The organism is Vibrio sp. 1180_3, from assembly GCF_029478545.1.
Classification (GTDB): domain Bacteria; phylum Pseudomonadota; class Gammaproteobacteria; order Enterobacterales; family Vibrionaceae; genus Vibrio; species Vibrio aestuarianus.
Genome location: NZ_SJFM01000023.1, coordinates 41,279 through 60,110, shown reverse-complemented (window position 1 = coordinate 60,110; position 18,832 = coordinate 41,279). Strand labels below are relative to the sequence as shown.

The 18,832-nt window shown below is 45.2% G+C and carries 18 protein-coding genes; 12 read left to right on the top strand and 6 right to left on the bottom strand.

Features of this window, described 5'->3' with window-relative positions:
* Positions 1 to 156 precede the first annotated feature (156 nt).
* The 3 genes from ccoG to EYW48_RS14310 are packed head-to-tail and all read left to right on the top strand — an operon-like array spanning position 157 to position 3,237.
* Positions 157 to 1,575 carry a cytochrome c oxidase accessory protein CcoG gene (ccoG, locus tag EYW48_RS14320; protein WP_053312187.1) on the top strand — a complete coding sequence of 473 codons (1,419 nt, stop codon included), beginning with the start codon at positions 157 to 159 and terminating at the stop codon, positions 1,573 to 1,575.
* Positions 1,576 to 1,621: 46 nt separating this feature from the next.
* Positions 1,622 to 2,608, top strand: coding sequence for a serine/threonine protein kinase (locus tag EYW48_RS14315; protein ID WP_171979833.1), 987 nt, complete (start codon positions 1,622 to 1,624; stop codon positions 2,606 to 2,608).
* A 29-nt stretch (positions 2,609 to 2,637) separates the two neighbouring features.
* Positions 2,638 to 3,237, top strand: a complete 600-nt coding sequence (locus EYW48_RS14310; protein ID WP_176313155.1) for a thiol:disulfide interchange protein DsbA/DsbL — start codon at positions 2,638 to 2,640, stop codon at positions 3,235 to 3,237.
* A gap of 50 nt (positions 3,238 to 3,287) precedes the next feature.
* Here EYW48_RS14310 and EYW48_RS14305 read toward each other — a convergent pair whose 3' ends face one another.
* Positions 3,288 to 4,166 (bottom strand): acyltransferase, encoded by an 879-nt coding sequence (locus EYW48_RS14305; RefSeq protein ID WP_053312184.1) that lies wholly within the window; start codon positions 4,164 to 4,166, stop codon positions 3,288 to 3,290.
* A 168-nt stretch (positions 4,167 to 4,334) separates the two neighbouring features.
* Between EYW48_RS14305 and EYW48_RS14300 the strand changes: the two genes are divergently transcribed.
* Entirely contained in the window at positions 4,335 to 5,297 is a 963-nt protein-coding gene (locus tag EYW48_RS14300) for a DUF2860 domain-containing protein (RefSeq protein WP_274681961.1), read from the top strand.
* 9 nt (positions 5,298 to 5,306) lie between these two features.
* Here EYW48_RS14300 and EYW48_RS14295 read toward each other — a convergent pair whose 3' ends face one another.
* On the bottom strand, positions 5,307 to 6,830 hold the full coding sequence (locus EYW48_RS14295; protein ID WP_168780644.1) for a YifB family Mg chelatase-like AAA ATPase: 1,524 nt from the start codon (positions 6,828 to 6,830) through the stop codon (positions 5,307 to 5,309).
* 479 nt (positions 6,831 to 7,309) lie between these two features.
* Between EYW48_RS14295 and ilvG the strand changes: the two genes are divergently transcribed.
* From ilvG to EYW48_RS14265, 6 genes are all read left to right on the top strand, one after another.
* A complete protein-coding gene (gene ilvG, locus EYW48_RS14290; RefSeq protein WP_171979830.1) occupies positions 7,310 to 8,956 on the top strand; it encodes an acetolactate synthase 2 catalytic subunit in 1,647 nt (548 codons plus the stop codon).
* Positions 8,956 to 9,240 (top strand): acetolactate synthase 2 small subunit, encoded by a 285-nt coding sequence (gene ilvM / locus EYW48_RS14285; RefSeq protein WP_053308889.1) that lies wholly within the window; start codon positions 8,956 to 8,958, stop codon positions 9,238 to 9,240. The genes ilvG and ilvM overlap by 1 nt, the downstream gene beginning before the upstream one ends.
* 12 nt (positions 9,241 to 9,252) lie before the next feature.
* On the top strand, positions 9,253 to 10,191 hold the full coding sequence (gene ilvE, locus EYW48_RS14280; RefSeq protein WP_053308888.1) for a branched-chain-amino-acid transaminase: 939 nt from the start codon (positions 9,253 to 9,255) through the stop codon (positions 10,189 to 10,191).
* Between the two features lie 16 nt (positions 10,192 to 10,207).
* The gene (ilvD, locus tag EYW48_RS14275) at positions 10,208 to 12,049 is read left to right on the top strand and encodes a dihydroxy-acid dehydratase (RefSeq protein WP_172532908.1); all 1,842 of its coding nucleotides are present in this window, start codon (positions 10,208 to 10,210) and stop codon (positions 12,047 to 12,049) included.
* A 3-nt stretch (positions 12,050 to 12,052) separates the two neighbouring features.
* On the top strand, positions 12,053 to 13,591 hold the full coding sequence (ilvA, locus tag EYW48_RS14270) for a threonine ammonia-lyase, biosynthetic (RefSeq protein ID WP_053308886.1): 1,539 nt from the start codon (positions 12,053 to 12,055) through the stop codon (positions 13,589 to 13,591).
* Positions 13,592 to 13,741: 150 nt separating this feature from the next.
* The gene (locus tag EYW48_RS14265; RefSeq protein WP_277432582.1) at positions 13,742 to 14,722 is read left to right on the top strand and encodes an MDR family oxidoreductase; all 981 of its coding nucleotides are present in this window, start codon (positions 13,742 to 13,744) and stop codon (positions 14,720 to 14,722) included.
* A 62-nt stretch (positions 14,723 to 14,784) separates the two neighbouring features.
* On the opposite strand, the gene EYW48_RS14260 is transcribed toward EYW48_RS14265, so the two are convergent.
* Together EYW48_RS14260 and EYW48_RS14255 are read right to left on the bottom strand one after the other, a co-directional pair.
* Positions 14,785 to 15,729, bottom strand: a complete 945-nt coding sequence (locus tag EYW48_RS14260; RefSeq protein WP_171979828.1) for a LysR family transcriptional regulator — start codon at positions 15,727 to 15,729, stop codon at positions 14,785 to 14,787.
* 135 nt (positions 15,730 to 15,864) lie between these two features.
* Positions 15,865 to 16,050, bottom strand: a complete 186-nt coding sequence (locus EYW48_RS14255) for a hypothetical protein (RefSeq protein WP_053308892.1) — start codon at positions 16,048 to 16,050, stop codon at positions 15,865 to 15,867.
* A 136-nt stretch (positions 16,051 to 16,186) separates the two neighbouring features.
* Here EYW48_RS14255 and tusA point away from each other — a divergent pair, with 136 nt between their 5' ends.
* Positions 16,187 to 16,435, top strand: coding sequence for a sulfurtransferase TusA (gene tusA, locus EYW48_RS14250; protein ID WP_053308891.1), 249 nt, complete (start codon positions 16,187 to 16,189; stop codon positions 16,433 to 16,435).
* An 86-nt stretch (positions 16,436 to 16,521) separates the two neighbouring features.
* On the opposite strand, the gene EYW48_RS14245 is transcribed toward tusA, so the two are convergent.
* Together EYW48_RS14245 and EYW48_RS14240 are read right to left on the bottom strand one after the other, a co-directional pair.
* Complete coding sequence (locus EYW48_RS14245; RefSeq protein ID WP_053308883.1) at positions 16,522 to 16,782, bottom strand: hypothetical protein; 261 nt, start codon at positions 16,780 to 16,782, stop codon at positions 16,522 to 16,524.
* A gap of 163 nt (positions 16,783 to 16,945) precedes the next feature.
* Positions 16,946 to 17,500, bottom strand: a complete 555-nt coding sequence (locus EYW48_RS14240) for a TMEM165/GDT1 family protein (RefSeq protein WP_274672350.1) — start codon at positions 17,498 to 17,500, stop codon at positions 16,946 to 16,948.
* A gap of 414 nt (positions 17,501 to 17,914) precedes the next feature.
* On the opposite strand from EYW48_RS14240, the gene glyQ reads away from it, so the two are divergent.
* Positions 17,915 to 18,832 (top strand): glycine--tRNA ligase subunit alpha, encoded by a 918-nt coding sequence (glyQ, locus tag EYW48_RS14235; RefSeq protein ID WP_274683170.1) that lies wholly within the window; start codon positions 17,915 to 17,917, stop codon positions 18,830 to 18,832.

Here is an 18,832-nt window from a genome sequence, read left to right as displayed (position 1 = left end):
TAATTGTTATCTCAATTCAACTGTTAAACCTATTGCTCATCAAGGTAACAGCGTTAATCACAGTCGCAAGCAATCACCGACAGTGTGTAAAAAAGCAATGTCGCAGAGTGTGAACTAATAGAAATCACACCTTAGCAGCCCAAAAAGGATCATTTAATGAGTCAGGATAAAATCGATATAAAGGATGTGACTCCAAAAACATTTAACCCCAAAACTCATAAAGGGAATGGGGATAGATTCAACCCTAGCAATCGAATTTACGTACGCGAAAGTAAAGGGGCTTATCAACAACTGCGTCGCTATGGCGGTTGGTTTTTGCTACTACTATTCACCCTCGTCCCTTGGATTTCATTTGGTGATCGCCAAGCGATTTTATTGGATATCGGCAACCAACAATTTAACTTTTTTGGCACCACTCTTTATCCACAAGATCTGACTTTACTCGCCTTACTGTTCATGATTGCCGCTTTTGGGCTCTTCTTCATCACTACCTTTCTAGGACGAGTATGGTGTGGTTATTTGTGCCCACAAACCGTCTGGACTTTTATGTACATCTGGTTTGAAGAAAAATTGGAAGGTTCTGCCAATAAACGGAAAAAGCAAGATTCCACGAAACTCACCGCTAACTTAGCCATGCGTAAAATGGTCAAACATGTAGCTTGGTTGGCCATTGCCCTCGCGACTGGTTTTACTTTTGTTGGCTACTTCGTGCCAGTGCGTGAATTAGTAGTGGATTTCTTTACTTTAGATGCAAGCTTCTGGCCTGTGTTTTGGGTACTGTTTTTTACTATCTGTACTTACGGAAATGCGGGTTGGATGCGTTCTATCGTGTGTATTCACATGTGTCCTTATGCTCGCTTCCAATCAGCGATGTTTGATAAAGATACCTTTATCGTCGGCTATAACAGCAAACGTGGTGAAGCTCGCGGCCCCCGCTCTCGCAAAGCCGATCATAAATCGCTAGGCCTAGGTGACTGTATTGATTGTGATTTATGTGTTCAAGTGTGCCCAACTGGAATCGATATTCGTGATGGTTTACAGTATGAATGCATTAACTGTGGAGCCTGCATTGATGCTTGTGACACCACAATGCAGCGTATGGGTTATGAGAAAGGCCTAATCAGCTATACCACTGAACACCGTTTATCAGGCCATCACACCAAAATCATGCGTCCGAAACTGTTGGGCTATGGTGCGGTGTTACTGGTGATGCTTGGTTTATTTGTCGCACAAGTTGCCAGCGTTGACCCAGCAGGTTTAAGCGTTTTACGTGACCGTAGCCAACTATTTAGAACCAACAGCAGTGGCGAAATAGAGAATACTTACACGCTCAAAATCATCAACAAAACACAGCAAACACAGACATATAAGTTAGATGTAACCGGGCTTAGCGACGTATCTTGGTATGGTAAACAAACCATTGAGGTCAAACCGGGCGAAGTATTAAGCCTACCGATGAGCCTTGGGGTTAATCCCGACAAACTCAGCTCTTCTGTTTCAACGATTCAGTTTATACTCTCGGATAGCAACCAATTTACGATAGAAGTTGAGAGTCGATTCATCCAAAAACTCTAGCTTCTCAACTAATGGAAAAAGGCTCAGCAATGAGCCTTTTTTAATCATGACCAAACCATCTTTTCATTTTGATGCTCTCACTCCAGATTTAATGTGGTATGCCTTAGAAAGTATCGGCATTCGCGCTGAATCTGGTTTTCTTGCCCTTAATAGTTATGAAAACCGCGTCTATCAGTTTACAGATGAAGAACGTCAACGCTACGTCGTGAAATTTTATCGCCCAGAACGTTGGAGCACTGAACAGATCCAAGAAGAACATGATTTCACACGCGAACTTTATCAAGCAGAAATCCCTATAGCTGAACCACTACTACTCAATGGTGCAACCTTGCATCATTACCAAGGTTACTGTTTTGCGCTATTCAACAGTATGGGCGGACGTCAGTTTGAAGTAGACAACATGGACCAATTGGAAGCGGTGGGGCGTTTTCTGGGACGTATTCATAGCATTGGCGCTAAACGTACTTTTCACCACCGCCCAACTATTAGCTTAGATGAATACCTCTACCAACCAAGACAACTGCTCGAAAACGCATCGTTTATTCCCCAGCACTTACAAAATGCTTTTTTCAATGACTTGAATCTGTTGATCAAAGCCATTGAAAACCAATGGCCTAAAAACTCACCGCAAATCCGCTTACATGGCGATTGCCATCCAGGAAATATTTTGTGGCGTGATGGACCAATGTTTGTCGATTTAGACGACGCGCGTAACGGGCCTGCAGTGCAAGACCTGTGGATGTTGCTCAATGGCGAGCGCCAAGATAAGCTAATGCAACTGGATATTATTCTGGAGTCATACCAAGAGTTTCATGATTTTAATGCTAGCGAATTGAAACTAATTGAGCCATTACGTGGTCTACGAATGGTGCATTACATGGCATGGTTGGCAAAACGATGGCAGGATCCTGCTTTTCCACTCGCCTTCCCTTGGTTTAATGATCCAAAATATTGGGAAAGCCAAGTTCTAGGATTTAAAGAACAAATAGCAGCGTTAGACGAGCAACCGCTCTCACTAATGCCACAATGGTAAGTCGCCTTAAAGAAAAAATGGAGTACACAATGAAGAAGCTGTTTGCACTCGTGGCAACCTTAATGTTGAGCTTATCTGCTCATGCAGCCCAATTTAACGAAGGTGAGCACTATAAAGTGCTGGATCTTGAACCATCTAAAAACCCAACAGTGACTGAGTTCTTCTCATTCTACTGCCCACACTGCAACTCTTTTGAACCCATTATCGCGCAGTTAAAAAAGCAACTTCCTGATGGCGCAAAGCTACAAAAAAATCACGTATCATTCATGGGTGGCTCTATGGGTAAGTCAATGAGCAAAGCTTATGCGACCATGATTGCTTTAAAAGTTGAAGATAAAATGATCCCGGTGATGTTTAACCGTATTCACAATATGCGTAAGCCGCCAAAGGATGATGCAGAACTACGTCAAATCTTCCTCGACGAAGGGGTTGATGGAGCAAAATTCGACGCGGCATTTAACGGTTTTGCGGTCGATTCCATGGTGCGTCGTTTTGATAAACAATTTCAGGATAGTGGCCTAAGTGGTGTACCAGCCGTGGTGGTAAACAACCACTACCTAGTACAAGCACAAGGCCTAAAATCTACAGATGAGTATTTTGCTTTGGTTAATTACCTATTAACAAAATAGCCACCAATCTCAATCCATAGCAAAATGGGGGAGCTACTGCTCCCCATTTCTCATTTATATATTGTTTTCAATAATTCATCTTTTTGCTGCCACAACTGACCGAGCCACATCTGGAACTGTCTTTTGTATGGCTTATCATTAAAATAATCACCTAAAACTTGCTCATCAACAGGCAATACCTTCACTCTCACGACAATCTTACTCATCCGCCCCATCAACATGTCTCGAAATGGTTTATCTCGATTTTGTGGGTAAGCCAACGTAACATCAATGACCTTTTCAAACTGTTCTCCCATCGCCGCTAATGTGTAAGCAATACCACCAGACTTGGGTTGCAGTAAATGTTGATAACCAGCTTTACTTTGGCGTTGTTTTTCCGGAGTAAAACGCGTTCCTTCAACATAATTAACCACGGTCGTTGGGTGATGTTGAAACTTAGCGCAGGAGCGACGAGTCGTGGCCAAATCTTGGCCTCGCTTATGCGGGTGACGCAGTAAATATTCTCGTGAGTAGCGGCGCATAAAGGGCATATCCAGCGCCCAACATGCCATTCCGACGAAAGGGACATACAACAACTGCTGCTTGAGGAAAAACTTAGGCATCGGAATTCGGTCTTTAAACACGCAGCACAGCACCACAATATCAGTCCAACTGAGATGGTTACTAATCATCAAATACCAACCTTGCTTTTTAAGGTCATCAACACCTTCAACATCCCATTCAATCCGGTTAGATAATGCCATAATACCCGCATTGAATGTCGCCCATAACCACATAGTTTTATTGGCCGCTTGAGTCGTTTTATGCTGCAAAAATGCGCTAGGAGAAAGTGCTTTTAAAACCGCAAACAGACAGATAAAAATAGAACAAAATGCAGTATTTAAAATAACTAATGCCACATTGAATACCAATATTAGATAAGCCCACATAACTTCCCAATTCAGTGTTACTGTGAAGAAAAAACAGCGAGTGATTATACAATCCCCTCTCAACATTGGAATCTTTCATAAAATGGTCAGATTAGTTTTATTATGTTGTAATCATGATCAGTTCAGTTAGGTAAACCCGTCATCACTCTAGAATATGGATATTTAGACATGAAAAAAACCGTTCCAGTCATCATTGTGAGCCTGATATTTTCGTTACCGGCAGCAGCAAGACCAGCCCCACCAAAAGGTATAAGTGGCGAGATATCAATTAATGCTCTTTTTTCATCATCAACGTCCAATTTCAACACCGATGGTGAAGAAGTCCTAACATCAATCAATCAAAGTGCAAGTAGTGAGTCTGGTTTCGTTATCGCACCACTAGGCAATATTGCTTATACCTTTGGTAAACGCAGTGAGCATCAGCTCTTTGCTGGTACGACACGTTCTGATGTTGCTATCGGCACACTTGCTTTAGAGTTGGGATACAAGTATCAATTAGCTTCAGGTACCAGCGTTAGTATCGCTTACTTACCGACCGTAATGTCTAGTAAAACGTGGGCAGACCCATATAAAGTTGGTACCAAACGTGAAGAGACTGATGAATCAGGCAATGCCTACCGCCTGAGATTCGAGAACATTCAAGGTTCACCACTCTCTCTTGATTTCGCCTATGCCACGAAAGATATCGGCAATGAGCAAATCACGCGTTCAGAGTTACTCAGAGATGGCAAAAGTTATTACCTCAAAGGTCAGTATCGTCTAATGCTCAATCGAGGCACTATATTGATGCCCGCTTTAACCTATATCGACCATCAGGCTGACGGTAATGCCAATTCTTACCAATCTTATGCGCTCGATCTCTCTTACTTTCAATTGATGGGTAGGCATCAACTGGCATTAACTGCGGGTTATACCTACAGAGATTACGATGGTGAAAACTCTCTTTACAACAATACAGTACGTAGTGATGATGAATTCAGTCTGTTCGCCGCTTATGAATACAATCAATTAATGGGGTGGCAGAACTGGTCGTTAATTTCACTAGCAGGTTACGGCAATTCCAATTCAAATATTACCTTTTACGACGAATCACAACTCTTCGCCTCAGTCGGTATCAACTTTAAGTTCTAAAATTACGCGTTATACCGCTTGAGCCGTTAACTGCTTTAGTAAACGATCCATGGCTCGATAACCGAGCGCTTCAGCGAGATGGGGTTTGGCTATCTGCTCAACCCCTTCCAAATCAGCAATCGTGCGCGCCACTTTAATGATGCGATGATAAGCACGAATCGAAAGCCCTAGACGGTGTAGTGCATTTTCTAAGAATTCAGCATCCGTTTTAGTTAGTGGGCAGTGGCGCTCAATTTCTCGACTACCGAGCAAAGCATTCACTTTACCATTGCGCGCCAGCATCCGCTCACGAGCAATAAAGACACGCTCTTTAACCACCTCGGTACTTTCACCGCGATCTCCACCACTAGCTAGCATCCCCTTCGGCAGTAAGGGGATTTCAATCGACATATCGAAACGATCAAGCAATGGGCCAGACAAGCGACCCAAGTAACGTAAAATACTTTGTGGGTTAGCCCTGGCTTGCGTGCCTTCATAATAACCGGTTGGACTTGGGTTCAGCGCGCCAACTAATTGAAAGCGCGCCGGAAAGCGAGTTTTACCCTGAGCTCTTGAGATAATAATTTCTCCAGACTCCAAGGGTTCACGCAAAGAATCTAAGACTTTTCTTTCAAATTCCGGCATTTCGTCAAGAAACAATAACCCGTTGTGCGCTAAAGAGATTTCACCAGGTCTTGGAATAGAGCCCCCACCGACAAGCGCCGCCATGGAGCTTGAATGATGAGGGGAACGAAAAGGCCGTTGCTTCCAATTGTGCTGATTGATTTCTTGCTGCGTCAACGACGCCACCGAGGCAGTCTCCATCGCTTCATCCTCATTCATCTCTGGCAATAAATCGCATAAGCGTGAAGCCAACATGGTTTTACCGGTACCAGGTGGCCCGAGAAAAAGCAGGTTATGATTACCTGCAGCGGCTATCTCTAATGCACGCTTTCCCTGCTGTTGACCAATAATATCTTGTAAATTTCGAAGGCTCTTAGTGTGAAGTGGCTTAGGTTCAGTCTGAAATAGAGAAAGTGTCTGCTGACCACATAAATCAGCGCACACTTCCAATAAGGTTTGTGCTGATTTATGCAATTCTTTTCCAACCAACGCCGCTTGATCACCATTACCTTGCGGCACGACCAAACAACGCTTAGCTCGGTTGGCCGCCAATGCTGCTGGCAGCACGCCTTTGACAGAACGAAGTTCGCCAGACAGCGCAAGTTCACCAATAAATTCATAGCCTTCAAGCTTGGTCAATGCGATCTGCTCGGAAGCCGCTAAAATACCTAGAGCAATAGGTAAATCAAAACGCCCCCCCTCTTTAGGGAGATCTGCGGGCGCGAGATTTACCGTGATACGTTTAGCTGGGAACTCAAAACGAGAGTTAATGATGGCGCTACGCACTCGATCGCGAGATTCTTTGACCGTGGTCTCCGGCAGACCAACTAAAGTAAAGCCAGGCATTCCATTGCTAATGTGGACCTCAACGGTCACATTTGGTGCTTGCACGCCAACACTGGCGCGACTGTGGATGATCGCAAGTCCCATTTCATTCCTTTGTCTTTGATTAAAAAGCATTCACTCGAGTAATTGTATCGTTATAAAGCACGGTTATTTGTTATATAACCCGCCCTGATGCTGAGAGAATGTGAAAAAAGAATGAGTTTTTGCTTGTCATTTAACGGAAATGTATGTTACCACTAGAGACGCAAACAATTTCGTAAGATATTACGGCAACTATTTTAAGAATTAAGTGATGAATTTGAACGCCCGCATTAACCTACTGCTAAGCCTGATTATCGTGGTCATTATTGATTCCGCGCGGGGGCTGGTGGGCGCTAAGTAACCACAAGATTTTAAAAACCCCCGCACTGAAAAGTCCGGGGGTTTTTTTACAACTATTAAACTAAAAAGTGCATACTGGTTGGGGATTATCTAACCAGAGATGAACAGGAAGAATGGGAGCCGCACATGACGTGCAAACACAACATATTTGGCTGTGCTAAACACAGCTTGGGAGGGTTACGATGACAGGAGCACAACTGGTTGTAGCCGCATTGACACAACAAGGCATTAAAACCGTTTTTGGTTACCCCGGCGGAGCCATCATGCCCATTTACGATGCTTTGTATGACGGTGGCGTAGAACATATTTTATGTCGCCATGAACAAGGCGCCGCAATGGCAGCTATCGGGATGGCGAGAGCCACTCAGGACGTTGCAGTATGTATGGCAACCTCCGGCCCAGGAGCCACCAACCTTGTTACCGGCCTTGCCGACGCTTTTCTTGATTCAATTCCCCTCGTAGCCATCACTGGCCAAGTCGCTAGCTCTCATATTGGTACCGATGCTTTCCAAGAAATGGATGTGATTGGCATGTCGCTGTCGTGTACCAAACATAGCTACCTCGTTACCGATATCCACGATCTCGCACCAACGCTTGCTGAAGCATTTGAGGTTGCCAAGGCTGGCCGACCAGGTCCAGTGATTGTGGATATCGCTAAGGATGTACAACTCGCACAAGCTCCAGTATCACAACTGCCTGCTTTTACGCCACCAGCGCTTCCAGTAGCTAATGCAGAAGAGCTAAGCAAAGCCCAGCAACTGCTTGCACAAAGTTCACGTCCAGTATTATATGTGGGCGGCGGAGTACAACTAGCCAAAGCAACAGATTCAGTGCGCGAATTCCTACGCCTAAACCCGATGCCGTCGGTGAGCACCTTAAAAGGGCTGGGCAGTATTGAGCGTAATGACCCTCATTACCTTGGTATGTTGGGTATGCACGGCACAAAAGCCGCGAATCTAGTGGTGCAAGAAAGTGATTTATTGATCGTGGTCGGTGCGCGTTTTGATGACCGAGTAACAGGAAAATTAGACACTTTTGCACCACACGCTAAAGTTATTCATATCGATATTGATGCCGCAGAGTTCAATAAACTGCGCGTAGCCAATGCGTCACTTCGTGGTGACATCAACGTCATTCTTCCACAACTTGAACTAACTCGTGACATCGCTCCTTGGGTTCATCACAGTGAAAGTTTACGCAGTGGTTTTAAATGGCGCTATGACCACCCTGGCGATCTCATTTTTGCTCCCCTATTGCTTAAGCAATTGTCAGACATGATGCCCGACTCTGCAATCGTATCGACTGACGTCGGCCAGCATCAGATGTGGGCAGCGCAGCATATTCAGCCACGCGCACCACAAAACTTCATCACATCAGCCGGCCTTGGCACCATGGGGTTTGGTTTGCCAGCATCAATGGGCGCCGCCGTTGCTCGCCCTGATGACCAATCTATTCTTATTTCTGGTGATGGCTCGTTCATGATGAACGTTCAAGAACTTGGCACGCTAAAGCGCCGTCAAATCCCAGTAAAAATGGTGCTATTGAATAACCAACGCTTAGGCATGGTGCGTCAATGGCAATCGCTGTTCTTTGATGGCCGCCACAGCGAGACGATTTTGGATGACAACCCAGATTTCGTAATGCTAGCTAAAGCGTTCGACATTCCAGGTAAAACAATTACCAAAAAAGAAGAAGTTGAGCCAGCACTTAAAGAGATGCTGGCAAGTAAAACTGCTTATCTACTTCACGTTTTAATTGATGAAGAAGAAAACGTATGGCCGCTCGTACCACCGGGTGCCTCAAATAGTGATATGTTGGAGAACACCTAATGGATAGATACCTATTAGACATCAAAGCCGATGATAAACCGGTGCTATTGGAGCGTGTTCTACGCGTTATTCGCCACCGCGGTTTTGTGATAAAACAAGTAGCGGCCACTCAGAACCACTCGAGTAAAGTCGCCAGCGTTGAGATCATTGTTGATAGTGATCGCCCCATCAGCACACTGATCAACCAAATTGAAAAATTGTGGGACATTCGCACTGTCGATGTCACCCCAATCAAAAATAACGAACTACCGAATAACAATTTACAGCAAAAGATTTGTGCATAAGGAAGGCAATAAATGGCAACAAAAACTGCAGACTACATTTGGTTCAACGGTGAAATGGTACCGTGGGCAAATGCTAATGTTCATGTACTCACACACGCTATGCACTACGGCACTTCGGTATTTGAAGGCGTACGCTGTTACAACACCCCTAAAGGCCCAATCGTCTTCCGTCATAAAGAGCACGCTCAACGCCTAAAAGATTCGGCAAAAATTTATCGCTTCCCGATTCCTTACACTCTTGATGAAATTATGGAAGCCACGCGTGAAACATTGCGTGTCAATAAATTGGAATCAGCCTACATTCGCCCACTCGGCTTTGTCGGTAACGTCGGCCTTGGCGTTTGTCCACCTGTAGATACAGAAATGGACCTCATCATTGCAGCCTTCCCTTGGGGCGCATACTTAGGTGATGAAGCGTTAGAAAATGGCGTAGATGCAATGGTGTCGAGCTGGCACCGTGCCGCGCCAAATACCATACCAACCGCAGCAAAAGCCGGGGGTAACTATTTATCTTCACTACTAGTTGGTGGTGAAGCTCGTCGCCACGGTTATGCTGAAGGTATCGCTTTAAGTGTTGATGGCTATCTTTCTGAAGGTGCCGGCGAGAACATTTTCGTCATCAAAAATGGCGTAATTCTGACTCCGCCAACCACTAGCTCTATCCTACCGGGGATTACTCGTGACTCTATCATGACACTAGCTAAAGATATGGGCTACGAAGTGCGCGAAGCCAACATTGCGCGCGAAGCACTCTACCTTGCTGACGAAATTTTCATGACCGGAACGGCTGCAGAAATTGTCCCAGTGCGCAGCGTTGACCAAATTACGGTTGGAGAAGGCAAACGTGGCCCTATCACAAAAGTGATGCAAGAAGCTTACTTTGGCCTATTTAACGGCACCACAGAAGATAAGTGGGGCTGGTTGGATTACGTGTACCCACAACAGAAGTAATAGAGGACGATTGACAATGCCAAAGTATAGATCCGCCACCACTACACACGGACGTAATATGGCTGGAGCACGCGCATTGTGGCGTGCTACAGGCGTAAAAGATGAAGATTTCGGTAAACCGATTATTGCGGTGGTTAACTCGTTCACTCAATTCGTACCGGGCCACGTTCATCTTAAAGATATGGGTCAATTGGTTGCAGGTGAAATAGAAAAAGCAGGCGGCATCGCCAAAGAATTTAATACCATCGCAGTAGATGATGGTATCGCTATGGGGCATGGTGGCATGTTGTATTCACTGCCATCACGTGAATTGATTGCAGACTCTGTCGAATACATGGTCAATGCGCACTGTGCTGATGCGATGGTCTGTATATCGAACTGTGACAAAATCACCCCGGGAATGATGATGGCAGCACTGCGCCTCAATATTCCTGTTATCTTTGTTTCTGGTGGCCCAATGGAAGCGGGTAAAACCAAGCTTTCAGATCAAATCATCAAACTCGATTTAGTCGATGCGATGATCCAAGGTGCTGACCCTAAAGTTTCGGATGAACAGAGCGAACAAATTGAACGTTCTGCCTGCCCAACTTGTGGCTCATGTTCAGGGATGTTTACCGCTAACTCGATGAACTGCTTAACTGAAGCACTTGGCCTTTCTCAACCGGGTAATGGCTCCATGCTGGCAACACACGCTGATCGCGAAGCGCTATTCCTCAATGCAGGCAAACGCATTGTTGAATTAACCAAGCGTTACTATGAGCAAGATGATGCATCTGCTTTGCCGCGTAATATTGCCAATAAAGCCGCCTTTGAAAATGCCATGGCGCTCGATATTGCTATGGGGGGCTCAACCAACACGGTATTGCACCTATTAGCAGGCGCTCAAGAAGGTGAAATCGATTTTGACATGGATGATATCGACCGCATGTCTCGCCGCGTTCCTCATCTGTGTAAGGTGGCACCATCGACCCAGAAATACCACATGGAAGATGTACACCGCGCGGGTGGCGTGATGGCGATTCTTGGTGAACTTGACCGCGCTGGTCTCATCAACAATCAAACTCGCACCGTGTTGGGTTTAACGATGAAAGAGCAGTTGGCTAAGTACGACATCATGCAAACGGAAGACGAAGACGTCTTAACCTTTTTCCGTGCCGGTCCTGCGGGTATTCGTACCACAAAAGCCTTCTCACAACAGTGCCGTTGGGATCGCCTAGATGATGATCGCAAAGAAGGTTGTATTCGCACCAAAGAGCATGCTTTTAGTCAAGATGGTGGTCTGGCAGTACTGTCAGGCAACATTGCCGTTGATGGCTGTATTGTAAAAACAGCTGGGGTTGATGAAGGTAGCCTGAAATTCCAAGGCCCAGCCGTGGTCTTTGAAAGCCAAGAAAGCGCTGTTGATGGCATCCTTGGTGGCAAAGTCAAAGCTGGTGATGTTGTCGTCATCCGCTATGAAGGTCCGAAAGGCGGTCCGGGCATGCAAGAAATGCTCTACCCAACGACCTACCTCAAATCAATGGGACTGGGCAAAGAGTGCGCACTATTGACTGACGGCCGTTTCTCTGGCGGCACTTCAGGGTTATCAATTGGTCACGTTTCTCCAGAAGCGGCTAACGGCGGCACGATCGGCTTGGTCAACTCTGGTGATATTATTGCCATCGATATTCCAAACCGCTCAATTACGCTCAACGTTTCTGAAGCTGAACTTGCTGAGCGCCGTGCGAAGCAAGATAAGCTTGGCTGGAAACCGGCCGATCGCCAGCGTGAAGTCTCTTTTGCACTGAAAGCTTACGCAAGTATGGCCACCAGCGCAGATAAAGGGGCTGTTCGAGATAAATCTAAGCTAGAGGGCTAGCTTATGAGTAACTCTGACCAAGGGACCCAAACTGGCGCAGATTATCTGCGCCAAATCCTGCGCGCGCCTGTGTATGAAGTAGCAACGGTTACGCCATTGCAAGATATGCCTCGCTTATCCGCGCGCATTAAAAACCGCGTCCAACTTAAGCGTGAAGATCGCCAACCAGTGCATTCGTTTAAGCTACGGGGTGCCTACAATATGGTATCAAGCTTAACGGAAGCGCAAAAACAGGCTGGCGTTATTGCAGCCTCGGCGGGCAACCACGCCCAAGGGATGGCGCTCTCGGGAACAAAATTAGGCATTAAAACCACGATTGTGATGCCAAAAACAACCCCTGATATCAAAGTTGAAGCGGTGCGAGGGTTCGGTGGACACGTTGTTTTGCATGGTAATAATTTTGATGAAGCCAAAACCGAAGCTGAACGTTTATCTCGCGAACAAGGCTATACCTTCGTACCACCGTTTGATCACCCATTGGTGATAGCAGGCCAAGGCACCATTGGCATGGAGATGCTGCAACAAAATGGCCACCTCGATTACATTTTTGTTCCCGTCGGTGGTGGTGGTTTAGCTGCAGGTGTGGCGGTACTCATCAAACAACTGATGCCCGAAATCAAAGTGATTGCCGTTGAACCAGAAGATTCAGCCTGTTTAAAAGCGGCATTAGATGCCGGTGAGCCAGTGGTGCTTGATCAAGTCAGCATGTTTGCCGACGGTGTCGCGGTAAAACGCATTGGCGATGAAACCTTCCGTTTATGCCAGCAATATATTGATGGCCACATTACTGTATCAAGCGATGAAATCTGCTCTGCGGTTAAAGATATCTTCGAAGATACTCGTGCCATTGCTGAACCTTCAGGTGCGCTTGCATTAGCAGGTCTGAAGAAGTTTGCTGAGAAAAATAAGTTGGTGGACAAACAACTTGGTACCGTGCTTTCGGGCGCAAACACCAATTTCCATGGTTTGCGTTATGTTTCTGAACGCTGTGAATTAGGTGAAAAACGTGAAGGTCTTCTGGCGGTTACTATTCCAGAACATCAAGGGGCTTTCTTCGAGTTTTGCAACATCATTGGCGGCCGGGCGGTTACTGAGTTCAACTACCGTTATAACGATGACAAGCTAGCGAACATTTTCGTTGGTGTACGCCTAATGGGCGGGCAAGAAGAGCTCGACAGCATCATTCACGATTTGCGTAATGGTGGCTACCCTGTGGTTGACCTCTCTGACGATGAAATGGCAAAACTGCATGTGCGTTATATGATTGGTGGCAAACCGTCGAAGCCACTCAAAGAACGCTTGTACAGTTTTGAGTTCCCTGAATATCCTGGCGCATTACTTAAGTTTTTAAGTACGTTAGGAACACATTGGAACATTAGCTTATTCAATTATCGTAATCATGGTGCTGACTATGGACGAGTATTGTGTGGTTTTGAGCTCGATGAAGATGATTTAACTCGCTTCTCTGCCCACTTACGTGAGCTTGGTTATCAATGTAAAGATGAAACCGATAATCCTTCCTATCAGTTCTTCTTATCTTAAACAGTAAAGTGCCAGTCGATTGACTGGCATTTTTATATCCGCCATGCGTAACGCGCATAGATCTAATGCTAAAGTTTCATTTTATTCATAACACATTCAGTACTACACTTATCTGCATATTTTCTTTGCTGCGCAAATCTGGAGATCAGAATGTTTAATGCTTTAATCCTTAACCAACAAGAAAAACGCACCCTAGCGGCTATCGAACAGATCGACGAATCACAACTGCCTGAAGGCGATGTATTGATTGCTGTCGATTATTCATCACTAAATTATAAAGATGGTTTAGCGATTACAGGCAAAGGCAAAATCATTCGTAATTTCCCGATGGTGCCAGGTATTGACCTTGCAGGTAAGGTGATTGAATCTCAAGATGCACGCTACCAAGCGGGTGACGAAGTTGTCCTTACCGGTTGGGGCGTTGGTGAAAACCACTGGGGCGGCATGGCACAAAAAGCCCGTTTGAAAGCCGACTGGTTAGTTCCACTAGCACAAGGTTTTGATAGCAAAAAAGCGATGATGATAGGTACTGCTGGTTTTACCGCTATGCTTTGTGTACAAGCTATTTTAGATGCGGGTATTAAACCAGAAAACGGCGAAATTCTAGTGACTGGTGCAAGTGGTGGCGTTGGTTCAGTGGCTGTAACACTATTAGCCAGCCTAGGTTATAAAGTTGCTGCAGTAACCGGTCGTGTTGAACAAAATGGTCCACTGTTAGAAAAACTTGGCGCAAGCCGCATCATTGATCGTGTTGAATTTGAAGAGCCAGCTCGCCCACTGGAAAAACAAATTTGGGCTGGTGCTGTTGATACCGTTGGTAGCAAAGTATTAGCAAAAGTATTGGCGCAAATGGATTACAACAGCACAGTTGCAGCGTGTGGCTTAGCGGGCGGTTTTGACCTACCAACTACAGTCATGCCATTCATCTTACGTAATGTTCGCCTACAGGGTATCGATTCGGTCTCGTGCCCAGCAGAAAAACGTATTGCCGCTTGGGAAAGCTTAGCCAAGCTACTACCAGCTAGCTACTTTGAACAAGCATGTAATGAAATAGAACTTGCAGATGCACCACAATACGCCGAAGCCATTACCAATGGTCAAGTAACGGGTCGTGTTGTTATCAAGCTTTAATCAGTGATTAACCCATTGATATAGTCATGAGGCTTTGGTGATTTCCAAAGCCTTAAATTTATCTATATATCTAATTTCATCTCTTCGACACGTTTTGCGATCAAACGGCTGCATTCCTGTTTCACTATCCGCCTTAACCACTCTTGTGCTGGAGAATGCTCGCATCGTGAATGCCAAATCATCGAATATTCAAAAGAAGTAAACTGGAAAGGTAAAGGTTTTACCACCAAGTCATAACGTTCTGCGACCAAGTATGCGAGATCCGCTGGGACAGTGATAATCAGCGGCATGGTATCGACAATCGCTAATGCGGCTTCTAAATGATAAGCCCGCAGTACCATCTTGCGCCTAGGTTGGCCAAGTAACGCTTGTTCAATTAACGCTTTAACCCCATCACTAATGGCAATCATCGCATGTGGATAGGCTAAGTAATCATTCAACGTCATCTGCTTATTGGCTAATGGATGCTGGCGAGAAAACAGACAGAGCACACCAACACGGCCAAGCACCTCACTTCTCAAAGGCGCAACCGGAGAGGTGGGTCGACAAATGGCTAAATCTGCACCTTCATAAGTCAGTTGATCAGCCAACCTATCGTGCTGCAAAGGCAAAAATTCGAATGAGACATTGGGTGCTTCTTGATAAATCCTTGGTAAGGCAAACGGCAAAATGGTCTGCATTGCATAATCGGTCGTCGCAATGCTAAATGTCTGATCACACAGCCTAGGATCAAACTCAACAGGGGAAAGGAGCTGACGGAGTGATTCTAAAGGCTCACCTAAAGCGCGATCAATTTCGAGCGCTTTTTCTGTTGGAATCAGGTGCTGGCCTTGACGAGTAAATAGCGGATCATTTAACAACTCACGCAATCGACCAAGAACTCGGCTCATAGCTGATTGACTGAGGTTTAAACGATTCGCTGCTTTGCTGACACTGCTCTCTTCTATCAGCACACGCAGCGCGACAAATAAATTGAGATCTCGACGATAAATATCTTCCAATTCCACACAAATACTCAGCTTTCTATCTATGAATGGGTTAATTGTACGCCTTGGATAAAAAAAATCCCGCCTTTCAGCGGGGAAGCCCAAGAAAATGGGGATAGTGTCGGAATGTATTTTGTGTAGTGCAAGTGCGATAGGTTAATGTTTCTGCTCTTCAGATACACCTTTCCAGAGGTGCATTTCAAGCCAAATTCCTACAATAGAAGCGCCAACACCCGCAAGTGGTATTAGTGACGTCTCTGCTGGTGTACGCATAACCAAGGCACAGAACGAAATAAAGCAAAGAACAGAATAGATGGTCAGCCTGTCTAGTGCTGTTAACATGTTCGTACCTCGCGTTAATTGTTACCAACTTGTTAACTAAATTAAAACAAAAAGATCACTTTGCCAAGTGGTTATTGAATATTTTTTCTTCACCAGTATTATCTACGCCTTATTCTTACATCCATTAGGTTTAATCATGACATTTGATCCAGCACTAGCCACACGTATACTCGAAGCAGAGGGATTACGTTGCCCAGAACCGGTAATGATGGTCAGGAAGACAATTCGAACCATGGATGATGGCGAAATATTATTAGTGAAAGCAGATGATCCTTCGACAACTCGAGATATTCCGAGTTTTTGTCGCTTTATGGATCACCAACTGATTGCGGAAAAAACCGATCAACTACCGTATCAATATTTGATTAAGAAAGGCTTAAACTGAGGCGTGTTGAGCTTACGCGGTTAAATTCGAGATAAAAAGGCTGCCCCATATGGGGACAGCCTTTTTTGTATTCAGTAAACGTGAAATCATTCTCTGTATTCGATTTCACGGAGCTCAGACTGCAGCTTATTTATCTGCTTCTGCATGGCCCGTAATTCCTCGTGCATTGGCATTAGATGAGCAACTCGGATCCATGACTCAACCGTTAAGCCAGCTAAAATAATGGCTCCTGCTACCATGGGCAACCACATCTCGGTTAAGGCCATTCCTAACAGCGTTAATGCAAAGCCGAATGTAAACAAGTAACTTTGGCTCTTGGCACTCATTCCCATATAACGTGTCAGCATAAGTTTTCCCTCTTATTAGGATCGTCATGCATTACACTAGCATGACAATCATGACACGACTATGTCAGCCATCACGCAATGATAGGACATGAGTAACAAAGTGTGATTGAGCCAAAATTATCTTGGTTTTACTGATAATAAACCGGCTATAACCATGCGACTTTTACCAAATAGCAGCGCCCACGGCTAACGCCACAAATAACACTGCCGTCACTTTACGAATAAGTGCAAGTGGCATTTTATCAGCAGAAAGTTTACCAATAATTACAACCGGCACGTTCGCCAATAACATACCAATCGTGGTACCTAAAACGACCCATGTCAGTGCATCAGCGTATTGCGCACCTAAAATTGACGTTGCGATTTGCGTTTTATCACCAATTTCAGCGACGAAAAAAGCAATAAAACTGGCGATAAACGGCCCTCGATTAGAAATCGATTCATCTTCATCCAGCTTATCGGGAATCAACACCCATGCCGCCATAGCGAGAAAACTCACCACCACGACCCACTTCAGAACTTGTGGAGAAAGGTAATCGGCAACCACCACACCCAACCAAGCAGCTAAAGCATGGTTAGCAATCGTAGCAAGGAAGATGGCAGCAATAATAGGAACGGGTTTACGGTAACGACTGGCTAACAACAGCGAAAGCAGTTGGGTTTTATCGCCAATTTCAGCTAAGGCGACAGTAGTAATTGAAATAGCTAATACGCTCATGACATGCTCAATGGGGCGGGATAATTATAATAACCATAGACAAACGCCACACCCCACCCCGGTTTGTGATGTTTGTCTAAGGTCTTGCTAAACTAAAATGACTTTAGCCTCGAACGCCATGGTGATTTGGCACCAATTATGTTGACGGACGAACCATTAAGATAAGAAATCTCGCCGGTAAGCTACTCCCCAAAGACGGCGCAATTCTAAGCAGCTAGTCACTAAATCTCAAGTCATAAACTGGTTAAAACATCTCTTTTAAGAAAATTTGACACAATTAGGCCCATAAATTCCATTAAAAGAGATTTTCGACTATTAATTAAGCAAGATTACCCCTACTCGCTGAGCGAATATCTGGGTATACTTGTTCGTTATTTTCATCCATTCAGATAGAAGAATCGCGCGAACCTGACTATGCAAAAATACGATATCAAAACCTTTCAGGGTATGATCCTCGCGCTGCAGGATTATTGGGCCCAACAAGGCTGTACCATTGTTCAACCATTAGACATGGAAGTAGGTGCAGGGACTTCTCACCCAATGACATGTCTACGAGCTTTAGGTCCAGAGCCAATTGCTACAGCGTATGTTCAACCTTCTCGTCGTCCAACCGACGGCCGCTATGGTGAGAACCCAAACCGCCTGCAACACTATTACCAATTCCAAGTCATCATCAAGCCATCACCAGACAACATTCAAGAGTTGTATCTTGGTTCTTTAGAAGTGCTTGGCGTTGACCCACAAGTACACGATATTCGTTTCGTGGAAGATAACTGGGAAAACCCAACTCTAGGGGCATGGGGTCTTGGCTGGGAAGTGTGGCTAAACGGCATGGAAGTGACTCAGTTTACTTACTTCCAACAAGTTGGTGGCCTTGAGTGCAAGCCTGTAACTGGTGAAATCACTTACGGTATCGAGCGTCTAGCAATGTACATTCAGGGTGTTGATTCAGTCTATGATTTAGTCTGGACAGATGGCCCATTAGGTAAAGTGACCTACGGTGACATTTACCACCAAAATGAAGTCGAACAGTCGACTTACAACTTCGAGCACGCTGATGTTGATTTCCTTTTCACCTTCTTCGATCAATGCGAAAAAGAGTGTAAACATCTGCTTGATTTAGAAAAACCACTACCACTTCCTGCCTACGAACGTATTTTGAAAGCAGGTCACGCCTTCAACCTATTGGATGCGCGTAAAGCGATTTCGGTGACGGAACGTCAACGTTACATCCTACGTATCCGCAACCTGACTAAAGCGGTTGCAGAAGCGTACTACGCATCTCGTGAAGCACTAGGCTTCCCAATGTGTAAAAAGGGTGAGGACAAATAA

Bases quoted from the DNA above. Each gene is read 5' to 3' on its own strand.
- ilvE (WP_053308888.1), top strand. From the start codon at position 9,253: ATGGCAACAAAAACTGCAGACTACATTTGGTTCAACGGTGAAATGGTA.
- ccoG (WP_053312187.1), top strand. From the start codon at position 157: ATGAGTCAGGATAAAATCGATATAAAGGATGTGACTCCAAAAACATTT.
- ilvD (WP_172532908.1), top strand. From the start codon at position 10,208: ATGCCAAAGTATAGATCCGCCACCACTACACACGGACGTAATATGGCT.
- EYW48_RS14300 (WP_274681961.1), top strand. From the start codon at position 4,335: ATGAAAAAAACCGTTCCAGTCATCATTGTGAGCCTGATATTTTCGTTA.
- EYW48_RS14245 (WP_053308883.1), bottom strand. From the start codon at position 16,782: ATGCTGACACGTTATATGGGAATGAGTGCCAAGAGCCAAAGTTACTTG.
- EYW48_RS14305 (WP_053312184.1), bottom strand. From the start codon at position 4,166: ATGTGGGCTTATCTAATATTGGTATTCAATGTGGCATTAGTTATTTTA.
- ilvM (WP_053308889.1), top strand. From the start codon at position 8,956: ATGGATAGATACCTATTAGACATCAAAGCCGATGATAAACCGGTGCTA.
- EYW48_RS14240 (WP_274672350.1), bottom strand. From the start codon at position 17,500: ATGAGCGTATTAGCTATTTCAATTACTACTGTCGCCTTAGCTGAAATT.
- glyQ (WP_274683170.1), top strand. From the start codon at position 17,915: ATGCAAAAATACGATATCAAAACCTTTCAGGGTATGATCCTCGCGCTG.
- EYW48_RS14295 (WP_168780644.1), bottom strand. From the start codon at position 6,830: ATGGGACTTGCGATCATCCACAGTCGCGCCAGTGTTGGCGTGCAAGCA.
- EYW48_RS14265 (WP_277432582.1), top strand. From the start codon at position 13,742: ATGTTTAATGCTTTAATCCTTAACCAACAAGAAAAACGCACCCTAGCG.
- EYW48_RS14310 (WP_176313155.1), top strand. From the start codon at position 2,638: ATGAAGAAGCTGTTTGCACTCGTGGCAACCTTAATGTTGAGCTTATCT.
- EYW48_RS14255 (WP_053308892.1), bottom strand. From the start codon at position 16,050: ATGTTAACAGCACTAGACAGGCTGACCATCTATTCTGTTCTTTGCTTT.
- ilvA (WP_053308886.1), top strand. From the start codon at position 12,053: ATGAGTAACTCTGACCAAGGGACCCAAACTGGCGCAGATTATCTGCGC.
- tusA (WP_053308891.1), top strand. From the start codon at position 16,187: ATGACATTTGATCCAGCACTAGCCACACGTATACTCGAAGCAGAGGGA.
- ilvG (WP_171979830.1), top strand. From the start codon at position 7,310: ATGACAGGAGCACAACTGGTTGTAGCCGCATTGACACAACAAGGCATT.
- EYW48_RS14315 (WP_171979833.1), top strand. From the start codon at position 1,622: ATGACCAAACCATCTTTTCATTTTGATGCTCTCACTCCAGATTTAATG.